This is a genomic window from Agromyces indicus, from assembly GCF_031432295.1.
In the GTDB taxonomy this organism is placed as follows: domain Bacteria; phylum Actinomycetota; class Actinomycetes; order Actinomycetales; family Microbacteriaceae; genus Agromyces; species Agromyces indicus.
This window is the reverse complement of sequence record NZ_JAVKGS010000001.1, coordinates 233,222-247,183: the sequence shown is the minus strand read 5'-3', so window position 1 is coordinate 247,183 and position 13,962 is coordinate 233,222. Positions and strand designations below refer to the sequence as shown.

Here is a 13,962-nt window from a genome sequence, read left to right as displayed (position 1 = left end):
ACCCTGTTCTCCGGGCGGCCCCCTCGCTATCGTGAGCGCTGGGGGGCCGGCATCCCGCACGGCCCGTCAGGGGGACGGGAATGGCAACGGGGGAAGCGTCGGGACCGAAGCCGGCGACCGAGCACACGAAGGCGGCCAACCGCGCGGCGCGCGACGGGCTGCCGCTGGACGATCGCCGCGACTACGAGGATTCGGCACGCGGCTTCATCGGCACGCTGGACGATCCGGTGATCCGCGACGCCGACGGCAGGCCGGTGATCGACGTCTCGGCGCACGCGTTCCTGGCCGAGTCGGATGACGCGCCCGACACGGTGCACCCGAGCCTGTGGCGTCACGCCCGGGTGAACAACCACCACGGCCTCTTCGAGGTCATGGACGGCGTGTACCAGGTGCGCGGCCTCGACCTGGCCAACGTCACGTTCGTCGAGGGCGACACGGGCGTGATCGTGATCGACCCGCTGTCGTTCGTCGAGACGGCGGCCGCGGCGCTCCAGCTCTACCGTCGGCACCGCGGCGATCGACCCGTCTCGGCGATGATCTACACGCACAGCCATCCCGACCACTACGGCGGCTCGCGCGCCATCGTCGACGGGGGCGGCGACATCCCGGTCATCGCGCCCGACGACATGCTCGCCGAGGCGGCGGCCGAGAACGTGTACGCCGGCACGGCGATGACGCGGCGCGCCATCTACATGTACGGTCCGATGCTGCAGCCCGGGCCGCAGGGGCACGTCGACGCCGGCCTGGCGAACGCGCTCGCGAACGGCGGCGGCTCGACGCTGGTGCCGCCGACCGACCTCATCACGCGGACGGGCGAGCGACGCACGATCGACGGTGTCGAGATGGTCTTCCAGATGGCCCCCGGCACGGAGGCGCCCGCCGAGTTCCTGGTCCACTTCCCGCATCGGCGTCTGCTGTGCGCCGCGGAGGACGTGAACCACCTGATGCACAACCTGTACACGCTGCGCGGGGCGCAGGTGCGCGACGCGGCGACGTGGTGGAAGACGCTGAACGAGACCATCCGGCTGTTCGGCGACGACACCGACGTGATCGTGGCGCAGCACGGCTGGCCTCGGTGGGGCACCGACGACGTCCGGGAGTACATCCGCGACCAGCGTGACCTGTACAAGTTCATCCACGACGAGACGCTGCGCCTCGCGAACCTCGGCGGCACCATGACCGAGATCGCCGAGCAGCTGCGGCTGCCCGCGAGCCTCGACCGCCAGTGGTACAGCCACGGCTACTACGGGTCGCTGAACCACAACGCCAAGGCCGTGTACCAGCGGTACCTCGGATGGTACGACTCGCATCCCGCGCACCTGCATGCCCTGCCGCCCACCGAGTCCGGGCGGCGTTACGTCGAGTTCATGGGCGGGGCGGACGCCGTCATCGACCGGGCCCGGGCGTCGTTCGACGAGGGCGACTATCGCTGGGTCGCCGAGGTGCTCACGCACGTCGTCTTCGCCGACCCCGGAAACCGGGAGGCCGCCGAACTGCAGGCCGACGCGCTCGAACAGCTGGGCTACCAGGCCGAGAACGCGACGTGGCGCAACGAGTACCTGATGGCCGCGGTCGAGCTCCGGAACGGCGTGCGCGACCTCGGGAGCATCCAGCTCGCCACACCCGACGTGTTCGCCGCGATGACGACCGAGATGATCCTCGACTTCGCGGGCATCAAGTTGAACGCCGAGCGAGCGGGCGACCTCGCCGCCGCCGTGGTGTGGACCGTCGAAGACACCGCGGACGGTCCGGTGGACTACCTGCTGGAGGTGCGCAACGGCGTGCTCGTCTACACGGCCGGAGCGCGGCATCCTGCGGCGGATGCCTCGGCGAGATCGACGAAGGGCGCACTCGCCGAGGCGCTCTTCGGCGGTCGGCCGCTCGACGAGCTGGTCGCGGCATCCGACATCGCGATCGACGGCGACGCCGATACGGTGGCTCGGATCTTCGGCCTGCTCGACGACTTCCCACTGTGGTTCGAGATCATCCGGCCGTGAGGCGGCGGCCGTTCGCCGGCCTCACGCGACGGAACCTCGGCACCGAGCTGGTCGCGGGGGTGACCCTGCTCGCCATCGCGGTGCCGCTGAACATCGGCTATGCGCAGATCGCCGGCCTGCCGCCGACCGCGGGGCTGTACGCGCTGATCGTGCCGACGATCCTCTACGCGCTCGTGGTGTCGTCGCGCCAGGTCGTGGCGTCGCCGGATGCCGCGGCCGCCGCCCTCGTCGCCTCGTCGATCGGCGGGCTCGCGGTCGCCGGGTCGGCGGACTATGCCGCGCTCGCCATGGCGCAGGCGATCATCAGCGGCATCCTGTTCGTGCTGCTGGCCGTGTTCAAGCTGGGGTTCCTCGCGAACTTCCTGTCGAAGCCGATCCTCGTCGGGTTCGTGGGCGGACTCGCGCTCGACATCCTGGTGAGCCAGGTGGCGAAGATGCTCGGCGTGGGCATCGACTCGGGGGCGGAGTTCCCCGAAAAGCTCGTCGAGCTGGTGACGCAGCTCGGCACGACGAACGGATGGTCGGTGCTCATCTCCGCCGCCGCCGTCGCGGTGCTGCTCGTCGGGCGGCGCCTCGCGCGTGCGGTGCCATGGGCGCTGATCGTGCTCGTGGCCGCGACCGTCGCGGTCGTCGTGGGTGGTCTCGAGGAGCGCGGCGTCGCGGTGCTCGGCGAGGTGCCGGCCGGACCGCCGGCGCTCACCTGGCCGCTCCTCGACTGGGCGACGTGGCTCGCGCTCGTGCCCTCGGCGATCGCGCTCACGCTCGTGACGACGGCGGAGGGGCTGCTCGTGTCGCGGTCGTACGCCGAGAAACGGCGCTACCGGTTCCGCGCCAACCGCGACCTGCTGGCGTTCGGCGTGGCCAACGTCGCGGCGGGCGCGCAGGGCAGCTTCGCGATCGGTGCGTCGACCTCGCGCACGGCCGCCGTCGACCAGGCCGGCGCTCGCACGCAGTTGCCGTCGGTCGTCGTCGCGGTCGGCACGCTGCTGCTCCTGCTGTTCGGCACGGCGTTGCTCGCCGACATCCCGTCGCCGGCGATCGGGGCCGTCGTGGCGGTCGCGATCCTCCCGCTGCTCGGTATCGGCGAGTTCCGCGATCTCTGGCGGCGCGACCGCTTCGAGTTCGCCATCGGGGCGGCGTGCTTCCTCGTGACCCTGCTCGTCGGCCCGATCGCCGGGATCCTCGTGGCGGTGGTGCTCGCGCTCGTGAACCTCGCCAAGCGCGCGGCGAACCCCGCCATCGACGTGCTCGAGCCGGGTGGCGAGCCGACCGATTCGCTGCTCGACGCGGCGCCCCGCGGTGCGGTGACGGCGCCCGGCGTCATCGTCGTCCGCCTCGCGGCGCCGCTCTTCTTCGCGAACGGCGGCGTGTTCGCCGATGCGGTGAAGCGCGCGGTCGACGCGGCCGACGCGACCGGGAACGGTCCGGTCCGGCATGTCGTGCTCGACCTCGAAGCGGTGACCGACGTCGACGTGACCGGGGCCGAGAGCTTCCGATCGCTCCTCGACTGGCTCGAGCGCCGCGAGATCGGCGTCGCGCTCAGCCGCGTCCGCCCCGGCATCCGCGAGCGTCTCGTCGCGCTCGGCGTGCCCGGCCCGCCGGACGTCTACGACACGAACCGCGCGGCGATCGCCGCGCTCGCATCGCCCCGTACGGAGGACGGAACGTGAACGAGGTCATCGGCGACATCCTGCCGCTCGCGCTCGGCGTGGCCATCAGCCCCATCCCGATCATCGCGGCGATCCTGATGCTGCTCTCGCCGCGGGCGCGGGGCACGAGCCTCGGGTTCCTGGCGGGCTGGGTGGTTGGGATCGCCGTCGCGGTGACGGTGTTCACGCTGCTCGCGTCGGTGATCCCCGAGCAGGATCCGGAGGCGTCCACGCCCGTCGCCGGCACCGTCAAGATCCTGCTGGGTCTCCTGCTGCTGTTCCTCGCGCTGCGGCAGTGGCGCGGACGCCCGAAGCCCGGCGAGACGGCGGCCCTGCCGAAGTGGATGGAGGCCATCGGGGAGATGACCGCCGGACGCGCCTTCCTCCTCGCGTTCGCGCTCGCGGCGATCAATCCGAAGAACCTCATCATGGCGGCCGGCGCCGGCGTCCTCATCGGCAGCGCAGGCGAGGGCGCCGGCGGGTCGACCGTCGCGATCGCCGTCTTCACCGTGCTCGCGGCGAGCTCGGTGGCGATCCCGGTGGTCGCGTACCTGCTCGCGTCCGAGCGGATGTCGGCTCCGCTGGAGTCGCTGCGTCGGTGGCTCGTCGACCACAACGCCGCGGTGATGGCGGTGCTGCTCCTCGTGATCGGCGTCGTGATGATCGGGAAGGGGATCGGGAGCTTCTGACCGGCGTGGGAGGCGTTGCATCTCGGCCGAGGAGGGCCGTCTCATCTTCTCCATGGTCCCGTCAAGGGTGCTCCCGGGATTCGCCGCAGGCGCGACGGTCGACGAGACTCGACCGGTCGACGCGGAAGAGTGGGGAATCTCCGTCTCGGCATTTCAGAAGGCGGGTCGGCACGCCAGCGGTCGGGGGACCAGCAGCGTTCCGGCCCGCCGTCCAGAGGCTCGGCGCTCGGCGTCGCGGTGCGCGACGAAGGCCCCTGAACCGATGTCGATGCCGTTCGCGGGCGAACCCGAGGCGGGGTTGGACCCGGATCGTCACCCGTGGGCGCGGTGGCGGCCTGCAGGCGCCCGCCGGCTGCCGATCCCCTCGATCGCCATGGCGAGGGCGGTCTCGAGCGGACGGAGGTCGCCGCGTGATCGGGCGAGGACGAGCCCGCCTTGGTAGGCGGCGAGGATGGAGTCGGCGAGGTCGTCGGCGGGGAGGTCGGTTCTGGCCTCGCCACGGCGCTGCAGCTGCGCGATCCATCCGCTCATGAGCTCTCGCCACTGCGCGAAGCCGGCTTCGAGTGCCGAGGCGGCGTCGGCGTTGCGATTGGACAGTTCGACGACGAGGGATCCGAGCGGGCACCGCATGACGGGGGACCGCTCGTGCTGCAGCACGGCTTGGCGGGCCCACTCCTGGAGATCGGCGAGCCGGTGCAATCCCAGTTCACGCTGCGGCGCGAGGGTGCCTTCCACCTGATGTCGGATGACCGCGCTGACGAGGTCGCCCTTGTCGGTGAAGAAGTGGTACAGCTGGCCCTTGCCGGTGCCGGAGGCGGCGATCACGTCGCCGAGGCCCGTCGCCGAGACGCCGCGCTCGTAGAAGAGCTCGGCTGCGGCGTCCACGATCCGTGCCCGCGTGCGGCGGCCCTTCTCGGTCGTCGGTGCCGTGCTCATCCGACCATCCTCCTCGTTGCGCCCTCGTCCGTTCCGAAGTATTGTACCGATCGGTACAGTCTATCGAAGGAGCGCCGCATGATCCGAGAAATCCGCGCCACGGATGCCACGGAGATCGTCGACGTCGCGGTCGCCTCCACCCTGTTCGCGCCCGAGGACCGGCCCTTCGTGCAGGAGATCGTGGACGGCTACCTGGCGACCGGGGCTCCCGAGGGGCAGCGGATGCGCGTCGTCGAGATCGACGGACGCATCCACGGGGTCGTGTACTACCAGCCGAAGCCGGCGGCCGCGGGCGTGTGGGACCTCACGATGATCGCCGTCCCGAAGGCGGCGCACGGGCGCGGTCACGGCTCCGAGCTGATGCGGCACGTCGAGGCCGAGCTCCGGGAGCAGGGCGAGCGCCTGCTCATGGTCGAGACCTCCAGCACCGACGCGTTCACCGCGACCCGCGGGTTCTACTCGGGCCTCGGCTACGAGGAGGTCGCGCGGGTCCGCGATTACTGGAGCGACGGAGACGACCTCGTCCTGTTCCGCAAGGACCTGCGTCGCTGAAGCCGACAGCGGACCGGATCACGCGGGGGTCAGCGGACGGCGCGGTCCTCACGAGCGTCCGTCTCGGTGACCCCGGCCGCCACCCGATCGGCCGCCGGGATGCGGCGGGCACCGCGCGTCTTGACGATGCTCGCGACGGTGGCCACCGCGATCGTCACCGCGATGAACAGCAGTGACAGCCAGATCGGGACCTCGGGGATCACCGTGATCGGCTCGCCGCCGTTGATGAACGGCAGCTCGTTCTTGTGCAGCGCGTGGATGAGCAGCTTCACGCCGATGAACGCCAGGATGACGGCCAGCCCCTGGGCGAGGTACACCAGTCGTTCGAGCAGGCCGCCGATCAGGAAGAAGAGCTGCCGCAGCCCCATCAGCGCGAACACGTTCGCCGTGAACACGATGTACGCCTCTTCGGTCAGTCCGTAGATGGCCGGGATCGAGTCGACGGCGAAGATGAGGTCGACGAAGCCGATGGCGATGATGGTCAGCAGCATCGGCGTCACCCATCGCCGGCCATCCATCCGCACCGTGAGCTTGTCGTCGTGGTACTCGTCGGTGACCGGAAGGCGCCGGCGGACGAAGCGCATGAACCTGCCGTCGGCCGGGTTCGAGCTGTCGTGCGCGAACGCCTGGTGCCAGGCGAGGTACAGCAGCAGGGCGCCGAAGAGGTAGAAGACCCAGGTGAAGTTCTCGATCAGGGCGGCACCGACGGCGATGAAGATGCCGCGAAGGACCAGCGCGATGACGATGCCGATCATCAGCACCTTCTGCTGGTAGATCTTCGGCACGGCGAAGCTCGCCATCACGATGAGGAAGACGAACAGGTTGTCGATCGACAGCGCCTTCTCGGTCAGGTAGCCCGCGAAGTACTCGCCCCCGAACGTCCAGCCGGAGACCACGCCGATGCCGACGCCGAACAGCAGCGCGAGCGCGATGTAGAACGCCGACCATCGGGCCGACTCCCCGATCGTGGGCTCGTGGGGCTTCCGCACGTGGGCGAAGAACTCGTAGACGAAGAAGACGATCGTGACCGCGATCGTGATGGCCCAGACGAGCGGGGTGACATTCAAGAGGGACTCCAAACCTGGCGTGACGGATCGACGCCAAGGTCTCCTCCATCCCCGCGATCAGGGACCGATGGCCCGGGATGCGACGTGCATCCGTAATGACGAGCGACCGTGCCGGAGTACTCCCCTCGGATGGCCCAGTCTAAACGTGTGCGCTGCGCGAAGCCCGGAGAACTCTGAGCGTGTGCGGCGCCAGGGGCTTCACTCGATCGGATGGCGCAGCGCCCCGACGGCCGCGCGGAGCGTGCCGGGGTCCAGGCCGAGCGCCCAATCCGCCATGTCGGCCACGACGTGCTCCTGCGCCGGATGCACGGTCTCCGAAGCGCTGTTGACGTACGACCCGCTGCCGTCCACGGCGATGAGGATGCGGATGCAGGCCGCCTCCGCGTCCGCGACGGGGAAGCGGCTGGTCCGCATGCCATCCTCGATGATCTCCGTGAGGCGTTCCCGGTCGAGGGCATCCTGCTCCTGGAGCGCCGTCTCGAGCGCGGGACTGAATCGGGACAGGTGTCGCGCGTTCAGCCACAACCGGGCGAGCGGCGTCGACGCGCCGCTCTCGACATGGGCGATGAAGTGCGCCATCCGGTCCAGCGGTTCGCCGGATGTCGGGAAGAACTGCTCCCGTTCGTGCACCGCCGCCCGCACGAACGCCTCGATGACGAGATCTTCCGCGGCGGGGAAGTAATGGGTGATCAGGCCGGGCCGGACGCCGAGCCGCTCGGCGACAGCTCGCAGCGTGATCCGTTCGAGCCCGCCCTCGAGCGCGATCGCGGCGGCGTGCGTCAGGATCTCCTCCCGCCGTTCCGCCGGGGGCTTCCGGATTCGAGTCGCTGCAGGACTTGACGTCACGTCCATCAGCCTATTGAATGACTGACCAATAGTCCATTGGGCACGTGACCAATAGCAACGATGCTTCCCGTGAAAGGCGCCCCCATGACCCAGACCCCGCCCGCGCTGCACGCACCGCCCCACCCCGACGAGTTCGTCGACGCGCCATCCCGCCCGGAGACGCGCGGCATCGAGCTCGTCAGCGATTCGGAACGACACGGTCGCGCCCGCGACCTGTTCTTCGTCTGGGCGGCGCCGAATGTCAGCATCCTGAACCTCACCATCGGAGCCACGCTCATCCTGCTCGGACTGGAGGTCTGGCAGGCGCTCGCCGTCATCGTCGCGGCGTCACTCCTGTGGGTCTTCCCCGGACTCATCGCCGGAAGCGGACCCGCGGCCGGCACGTCCGGGTCCGTCGTGACCCGAGCCATGTACGGCATCATCGGCAACCGGCTGTTCGTGGCGTTCGTCGGATGGTTCATCGGCGCCGTCTTCCTGTCGCTGACCTGGCTCGCGTCCTCGTTCATGGGAGCCGACCTCCTCCGACGGCTCGGCATGGACGACCCCGTGTGGGTGCCGATCGGCGTGACGGTCGTGGTCGCCACGATCACGATCGTCGTCGCCATCTTCGGCCACGGGCTCATCGTCCGCGCCTACTCCTACATGGCCGCGGCGCTGTTCGTGATCTTCCTCGTGGTCGCGGGCTTCATCCTGCCGACCGTCGACTGGCAGTACACCGCTCCCGAACCTCTGACCGGGGCCGCGCTGTGGTCGTCGCTCACGATCGGGTTCACCATCCTCGCCTCGACACCGCTGTCGTTCATCAACAGTCCCGACATCGCGCGGTACCTCCCGCGTTCGACGAAGCCCTCGCGCATCGCCCTCGCGACGGGGTTCGGCGGCGCCGTCCCCTTCATCGCCTTCACGAGCGTCGGCGTGCTGCTCGCCACCGGGATGAGCGCGGCCGCCTTCGACGGCGGACTCGACGCCGCCCTGCTCGACCTCCTGCCCGCGTGGCTCGGTCCCGTCCTCGTGGTGGGCGTCGTGATCAACACCATCGCGCTCAACGCCATGACCACGTACACGTCGAGCATGGCGTTGCAGGCCATCGGCTTCCGGCTCCGTCGCATCCCGGCCGCGATCATCGTGGGCGTGGTGGGAACGGCCCTGACGATCTACCTCGTGCTGTCGTCGAGCCTGCTGGAGGCGGCGAACCTCATGCTGCAGTTCCTGGTCATCGTGTCGGGACCCGCGATGGCGATCTTCGTCGTCGACGTGCTGCTGCGCCGCTACGCGTACGACGGCGCCGAGCTGTTCGACGACCACCCGGGAGGCCGGTTCTGGTACACGAGGGGATGGAGCGTCCCAGGCGTGGCCGCCCTGCTCCTCGGTGGGCTGGCGACGGCGCTCTGCCTGGCCACGAGCGTCTGGGCGGGCCCCGTCGCGGAGGCCACGCAGTTCGTCGACCTGTCGGTGCCCGTCGGCATGCTCGTCGCCGGTGCGCTCTACGCGGGCCTGCTGCGCACGCCGCTCGGAGGGAGGGGCCGCCCGTGATCACCCGGTACCTCAACGGGCGCGTCTTCACTGCCGACCCCGCCGCGGAACGTGCGTGGGCGGAGGCGTTCGCCATCCGCGACGACACCATCGTGTTCGTCGGCGCCGACGACGACGCGCCGCCCGCCGACGTCACGGTCGACCTGCGCGGCCGGCTCGTGCTCCCGGGATTCACGGACGCCCACACGCACCTGCTCATGATGGGGGCCGCCCTCGCCCAGGTGCACCTGACCGACGCCCGGTCGCTCGACGAGATCCAGGCTCGCCTGCGCCGGGCGCGCGAGGAGGATCCCGAGGCGACCGTGCTGCGGGGCCGAGGGTGGCTCTTCGACTCGGTGCCCGGTGGCGCGCCCACGGCCGCGATGATCGACGCGGTCGTCGCCGACATCCCCGTCTACCTCGACGCGAACGACTACCACTCGTGCTGGGTGAACTCCGCGGCGCTCGCCGAGATGGGCATCACGCGCGACACGGCCGACCCGCTCGGCGGCGAGATCGCCCGGGATGCGCGGGGCGAACCGACGGGACTGCTCTACGAGACCGCGGCGATGCAGTACGCGTGGGCGCAGCGGGACGCGGCAGCGACCGACGAGGACCGCGACGCGGACGCGCAGCGCGCCATCGACGCCTACCTGGCGAGCGGGGTCACCGGCGTCGTCGACATGGCCTTCGACGAGTTCGGCCTCGCGGCGTTCGAGCGCGCCCGCGCCCGCCACGGCGGGGAGCTGCCGCTCCGCGTCGCCGCGCACTGGATCATCGACAACACCGGTGACGAGGCCGCGAACCTCGCCCAGGTCGCACGCGCCGCCGAGCTGGCCGCCGACCCGTCGTCGCCCTGGTTGCGGGTCGTGGGGATCAAGCTCATCCTCGACGGCACCATCGACGCCTGCACCGCCGCCCTGCGCCATCCGTACGCCGACGGATCGAACGCGGAACCGATCTGGCCGCTCGAACACCTCGAGCCCGTCGTCGTCGCCGCCGATGCGGCCGGCCTGCAGGTCGCCCTGCATGCGATCGGCGATCACGCGAGCGAGATCGCGCTCGACGCCATCGAACGTGCGATCGCCGTGAACGGCGAACGGAACCGTCGCCACCGCATCGAGCACCTCGAGTACGCCGCCCCCGGTACGGCCGAGCGGATGGCGCGACTCGGCGTCACCGCCTCGATGCAGCCGGTGCACGCCGACCCCGCGATCTTCGCCAACTGGGCCGAGATGCTCGGCGACCATCGGGTCGAACGCGCATTCCCGTGGCCCGAATACGAGGACGCGGGAGCCCTGCTCGCCTTCTCGACCGACGCGCCGACCGCGCCGCATGCCGCCCTGGCGAACATGTACGTCGCCTCGACGCGCGCCTCGGCGCTCGACCCGTCGGTGCCGGCAGTCCATCCGCAGTACGCGCTGCCCCTCGACCGAGCGCTCGGCCATGCGACCCGGGACGCCGCGGCATCCGTCGGCGACGGCGACTGGCGCGGCCGGATCGCACCGGGCTACGCGGCCGACGTCGTGGTGCTCGACACCGACCCGTTCGAGCGCGGACTGCACTCGCTCTTGGAGGCGCAGATCGTGGAGACGATCGTCGCCGGTCGCACGCGGTTCCGACTCTGAGACGGATGCCGCCAGGCACCACGCGGTGTCGGAAGGCGAACCCTGCTCGATAGCATGCGGCGCATGGCCATACGACTCGAGAACGTGGGGATCGCCGTCCGGGATCTCGACGCGACGATCGCCTTCTTCACCGACCTCGGCCTCCAGCTCGTCGGCCGCGACGAGGTGAGCGGCGAATGGACGGACACCGCGGTCGGCCTGGATGGCAACCACGCCCGCATCGCGATGCTGCAGACGCCGGACGGCTCCGGTCGGCTCGAGCTGTTCGAGTACCTCGACGGGCTGGCGATCGAGACGCAGCCGACGCTCCCCAACGAGATCGGCATGCACCGCGTCGCCTTCTCGGTCGACGACATCGACGAGGCCCTCGCGATCGCGTCACGGCACGGCTGCCATCCCCTCCGCGGCGTGGCGGAGTACGAGGACCTCTACAAGCTCACGTACGTCCGCGGCCCCAGCGGCATCATCGTGATGCTCGCTCAGGAGCTGAAGCGCGACGCCGGTTGACGGGATCAGGCGCATGGGGGGCAACGTGGGCGACGACATCCCGGGCCGTGGGTATGACGAACTGATGCTCGAGGCGAAGACCACCGCCACGGCTCTGCGTCCCAGTGGCGTCAGTCGGCGGCACCTGATCGACTCCGCCCGCCGCAGCGGGGCCCGGGTGGTGAGCGTGGTCGCACCCGCCGGGTACGGCAAGTCCACGCTGCTGGCTGAATGGGCAGGAACCGACGACCGACCGGTCGCGTGGGCGTCGGTCGATCGGCTCGATGACGATCCCGCTGCGCTGCTCACCCTTCTCGCTGCAGCGGTCGCGCGCGTCTTCCCCTCCGCCACCCGGTTGGTGGATGAGATGCGCGGCCTCGGCCCTGCGTCCCTCGGGCGTTCGGCGCCGCTGCTCGGCGCGGCTCTGGCCGCCGCCTCGCAGTCATTCGTCCTCATGATCGACGACCTCCAGGAAGCGGATTCCCCGGCATGCCGCGATGTCCTCGATGTCGTCGTCGCGGGAGTGCCCGCCGGCTCCCAGGTCGTGTTCGCCAGTCGCCACCAACCGGTGAACCTGGCCCGTCGACGGGCTGCGGGCGACCTCTTCGAGATCGGGGTCCAGGACCTCCGGCTGGATGCATCGGGGGCGCGGGCGATCTTCGGCGATGCCGAGGTGGAGATCACGGACGAGGAGCTCGCGCATGTGGTGCGCCGATGCGAGGGCTGGCCGACGGGACTTTTCCTCGCCGCGACCATCAGTCGGGGAGACACGAGCGGGTGGTCGATCACGGGGGATGACCGGTTCGTCGCCGACTACCTCTACGAGGAGTGCCTGACCGCTCATCCCGAGGTGATGCGCAGCTTCCTGCGGCGCACTGCGATCCTCGACCAGCTCTCCGGTCCGGTGTGCGACCACCTGCTCGACGACACGGGTTCGAGCGATCGACTCCGCGAGATCGAGTCGCTCGGCCTCTTCCTCATTCCACTCGACCGTCGCCGAGGCGTGTTCCGGTACCACGCCCTGTTCCGCGAGTTCCTCCTCGGCGAACTCGATCGGAGGGATGGGCCGATGGTCGAGAGCCTGCATCGGCGGGCCGCCGACTGGAATGAGCGGCACGGGTCGCCCGGTCAGGCGATCGAACACCTGCTCGCGATCGGCGACAAGGATCGATCCGTCCACTTGGTCACGCAGCTCGCGCTCCCGACGTATCAGGAAGGCAGGGTGGCCGTCGTCGGCCGGTGGATGTCCGAGCTCGGCGATGAGGCGATCATCGGGTACCCGCCGCTGGCCGTGCTCGCCGCCTGGACGGCGCTGCTGACCGGCGACAGCTCAGGCGCCGAACGCTGGGCGAGCATCGTCGAGACGTGCGCGTACGACGGTGAAGCTGCCGACGACCAGCCGACCTTCGAGTCCGGACGGGCCATGCTGCGCGCCGCCATGTGCGCGGACGGGGCCGAACGTGCGCTGTCGGATGCGGAGTTCGGTGCCGCGAGCGAGCCGAGCTGGAGCCCGTGGCGTGATCAGGCGCTCCACCTCGTGGGTGCGGTGCGCCTGCTCGTTGGCGATCACGATGGCGCACGTTCGGCGTTCATCGAAGCGACGGCCCAGGCGGAGTCGATGGGCAACGCCGATTCGATCGTTCTGAGCGAGGCGGAGCTGGCGGCGATGGACATGGACGACAACGCCTGGTCGGACGCCGAGCGCCATGTCGACGCCGCCCTTCATGCCATCGATGCGCATCATATGGAGGGGTATCTGACGACCGGACTCGCGCTCGCGACCGCGGCGCGCGCTGCGGTGCACCGAGGCGACTCGGACGACGCTCGGCGACTGCTCGCACGCGGTATGCGAGCGCGTGCGCAGACCACGCATACGATGCCGTATCTCGCGATCAAGGTCCGCCTGCACCTCGCACGCGCGTTCATCCCACTGGGCGAGCGCACTTCTGCGATGCACCTCATCCGCGAGATGGAGGAGATCCTCGGCAGGCGGCCGAACCTCGGCCTGCTGGGCGGACAGGTCGCCGAATTCCGGCGACGCGTCGGGACGGCACAGCGCCTCGACGGTGCCGTTCCGCTGAGCCCCGCCGAGCTCCGCCTGCTGCCGTACCTGCAGACCCACCTCACCGTGCGCGAGATCGCCGACCGGCTGTTCATCTCACGGAACACGGCCAGTTCCGAGGTCGGCTCGATCTACCGGAAGCTCGGGGCGACGACTCGAAGCGAGGCCGTCGCCCGCGCGATCGCGATGGGATTCCTCGGCGACTGATCCGGGAGCGAGTCAGGATGACTCGAGCAGGTCGTCGTAGCCCAGCGCGAGTGCCAGCCTCGGCGCAGCCGCGACCGCTCTCGCCATCCCGACGACCGGGATGACGGCCGTGAGCACCTCGACCATCTCCTGATCGGTGGCGCCTTCGCCGATCGCGGCGTCGACCTCGGACCCGAACGACGGTTGGGCTCCGCCGACCGCGACGAGTGCGGCGATGCGGGCCAGCGCCAACGTTCGTCGGTCGACGGTACGCTGCGGATCGAGGTCGTCGCCGCCTCGCTCGGCGTCGAGGGCCAATCTCCTGAGCCGTTCGATCGGTTCCACGAGCCGT

12 protein-coding genes are annotated in these 13,962 nt (G+C 70.3%); 8 read left to right on the top strand and 4 right to left on the bottom strand.

The annotated features are described in order from the left end of the window. Positions 1-80: 80 nt before the first annotated feature. Genes RH861_RS01110 through RH861_RS01100 form a run of 3 tightly spaced genes read left to right on the top strand, consistent with a single transcriptional unit; the run spans position 81 to position 4,335 of the window. Entirely contained in the window at positions 81-1,997 is a 1,917-nt protein-coding gene (locus RH861_RS01110) for an alkyl/aryl-sulfatase (RefSeq protein ID WP_310519383.1), read from the top strand. Continuing rightward, the gene (locus tag RH861_RS01105) at positions 1,994-3,667 is read left to right on the top strand and encodes a SulP family inorganic anion transporter (protein ID WP_310519382.1); all 1,674 of its coding nucleotides are present in this window, start codon (positions 1,994-1,996) and stop codon (positions 3,665-3,667) included. The genes RH861_RS01110 and RH861_RS01105 overlap by 4 nt, the downstream gene beginning before the upstream one ends. After that, positions 3,664-4,335, top strand: coding sequence for a GAP family protein (locus tag RH861_RS01100; protein ID WP_310519381.1), 672 nt, complete (start codon positions 3,664-3,666; stop codon positions 4,333-4,335). Before RH861_RS01105 ends, RH861_RS01100 begins: the two co-directional genes overlap by 4 nt. Before the next feature lie 312 nt (positions 4,336-4,647). Here RH861_RS01100 and RH861_RS01095 read toward each other — a convergent pair whose 3' ends face one another. Continuing rightward, entirely contained in the window at positions 4,648-5,271 is a 624-nt protein-coding gene (locus RH861_RS01095) for a TetR family transcriptional regulator (protein WP_310519380.1), read from the bottom strand. A 78-nt stretch (positions 5,272-5,349) separates the two neighbouring features. On the opposite strand from RH861_RS01095, the gene RH861_RS01090 reads away from it, so the two are divergent. After that, entirely contained in the window at positions 5,350-5,823 is a 474-nt protein-coding gene (locus RH861_RS01090) for a GNAT family N-acetyltransferase (RefSeq protein ID WP_310519379.1), read from the top strand. 29 nt (positions 5,824-5,852) lie between these two features. Here the strand turns inward: RH861_RS01090 and RH861_RS01085 are convergent, their stop codons facing one another. Both RH861_RS01085 and RH861_RS01080 read right to left on the bottom strand, forming a co-directional pair. Further along, the gene (locus RH861_RS01085) at positions 5,853-6,890 is read right to left on the bottom strand and encodes a TerC family protein (protein ID WP_310519378.1); all 1,038 of its coding nucleotides are present in this window, start codon (positions 6,888-6,890) and stop codon (positions 5,853-5,855) included. A 198-nt stretch (positions 6,891-7,088) separates the two neighbouring features. Further along, the gene (locus RH861_RS01080; RefSeq protein ID WP_310519377.1) at positions 7,089-7,742 is read right to left on the bottom strand and encodes a TetR/AcrR family transcriptional regulator; all 654 of its coding nucleotides are present in this window, start codon (positions 7,740-7,742) and stop codon (positions 7,089-7,091) included. Positions 7,743-7,820: 78 nt separating this feature from the next. Here RH861_RS01080 and RH861_RS01075 point away from each other — a divergent pair, with 78 nt between their 5' ends. The 4 genes from RH861_RS01075 (at position 7,821) to RH861_RS01060 (ending at position 13,631) form a co-directional block, all read left to right on the top strand. Continuing rightward, positions 7,821-9,269: a purine-cytosine permease family protein gene (locus tag RH861_RS01075; RefSeq protein ID WP_310519376.1), complete on the top strand. Its 1,449-nt coding sequence runs from the start codon at positions 7,821-7,823 to the stop codon at positions 9,267-9,269. Beyond that, complete coding sequence (locus RH861_RS01070) at positions 9,266-10,876, top strand: amidohydrolase (protein WP_310519375.1); 1,611 nt, start codon at positions 9,266-9,268, stop codon at positions 10,874-10,876. The genes RH861_RS01075 and RH861_RS01070 overlap by 4 nt, the downstream gene beginning before the upstream one ends. A gap of 63 nt (positions 10,877-10,939) precedes the next feature. Further along, positions 10,940-11,383, top strand: a complete 444-nt coding sequence (locus RH861_RS01065; RefSeq protein WP_310519374.1) for a VOC family protein — start codon at positions 10,940-10,942, stop codon at positions 11,381-11,383. Positions 11,384-11,396: 13 nt separating this feature from the next. Beyond that, positions 11,397-13,631, top strand: a complete 2,235-nt coding sequence (locus RH861_RS01060; RefSeq protein WP_310519373.1) for a winged helix-turn-helix domain-containing protein — start codon at positions 11,397-11,399, stop codon at positions 13,629-13,631. A gap of 12 nt (positions 13,632-13,643) precedes the next feature. Here the strand turns inward: RH861_RS01060 and RH861_RS01055 are convergent, their stop codons facing one another. Then, the gene (locus RH861_RS01055; protein ID WP_310519372.1) at positions 13,644-13,955 is read right to left on the bottom strand and encodes a carboxymuconolactone decarboxylase family protein; all 312 of its coding nucleotides are present in this window, start codon (positions 13,953-13,955) and stop codon (positions 13,644-13,646) included. Positions 13,956-13,962 lie beyond the last annotated feature (7 nt).

Bases quoted from the DNA above. Each gene is read 5' to 3' on its own strand.
- RH861_RS01110 (WP_310519383.1), top strand. From the start codon at position 81: ATGGCAACGGGGGAAGCGTCGGGACCGAAGCCGGCGACCGAGCACACG.
- RH861_RS01095 (WP_310519380.1), bottom strand. From the start codon at position 5,271: ATGAGCACGGCACCGACGACCGAGAAGGGCCGCCGCACGCGGGCACGG.
- RH861_RS01090 (WP_310519379.1), top strand. From the start codon at position 5,350: ATGATCCGAGAAATCCGCGCCACGGATGCCACGGAGATCGTCGACGTC.
- RH861_RS01080 (WP_310519377.1), bottom strand. From the start codon at position 7,742: ATGGACGTGACGTCAAGTCCTGCAGCGACTCGAATCCGGAAGCCCCCG.
- RH861_RS01075 (WP_310519376.1), top strand. From the start codon at position 7,821: ATGACCCAGACCCCGCCCGCGCTGCACGCACCGCCCCACCCCGACGAG.
- RH861_RS01065 (WP_310519374.1), top strand. From the start codon at position 10,940: ATGGCCATACGACTCGAGAACGTGGGGATCGCCGTCCGGGATCTCGAC.
- RH861_RS01060 (WP_310519373.1), top strand. From the start codon at position 11,397: ATGGGGGGCAACGTGGGCGACGACATCCCGGGCCGTGGGTATGACGAA.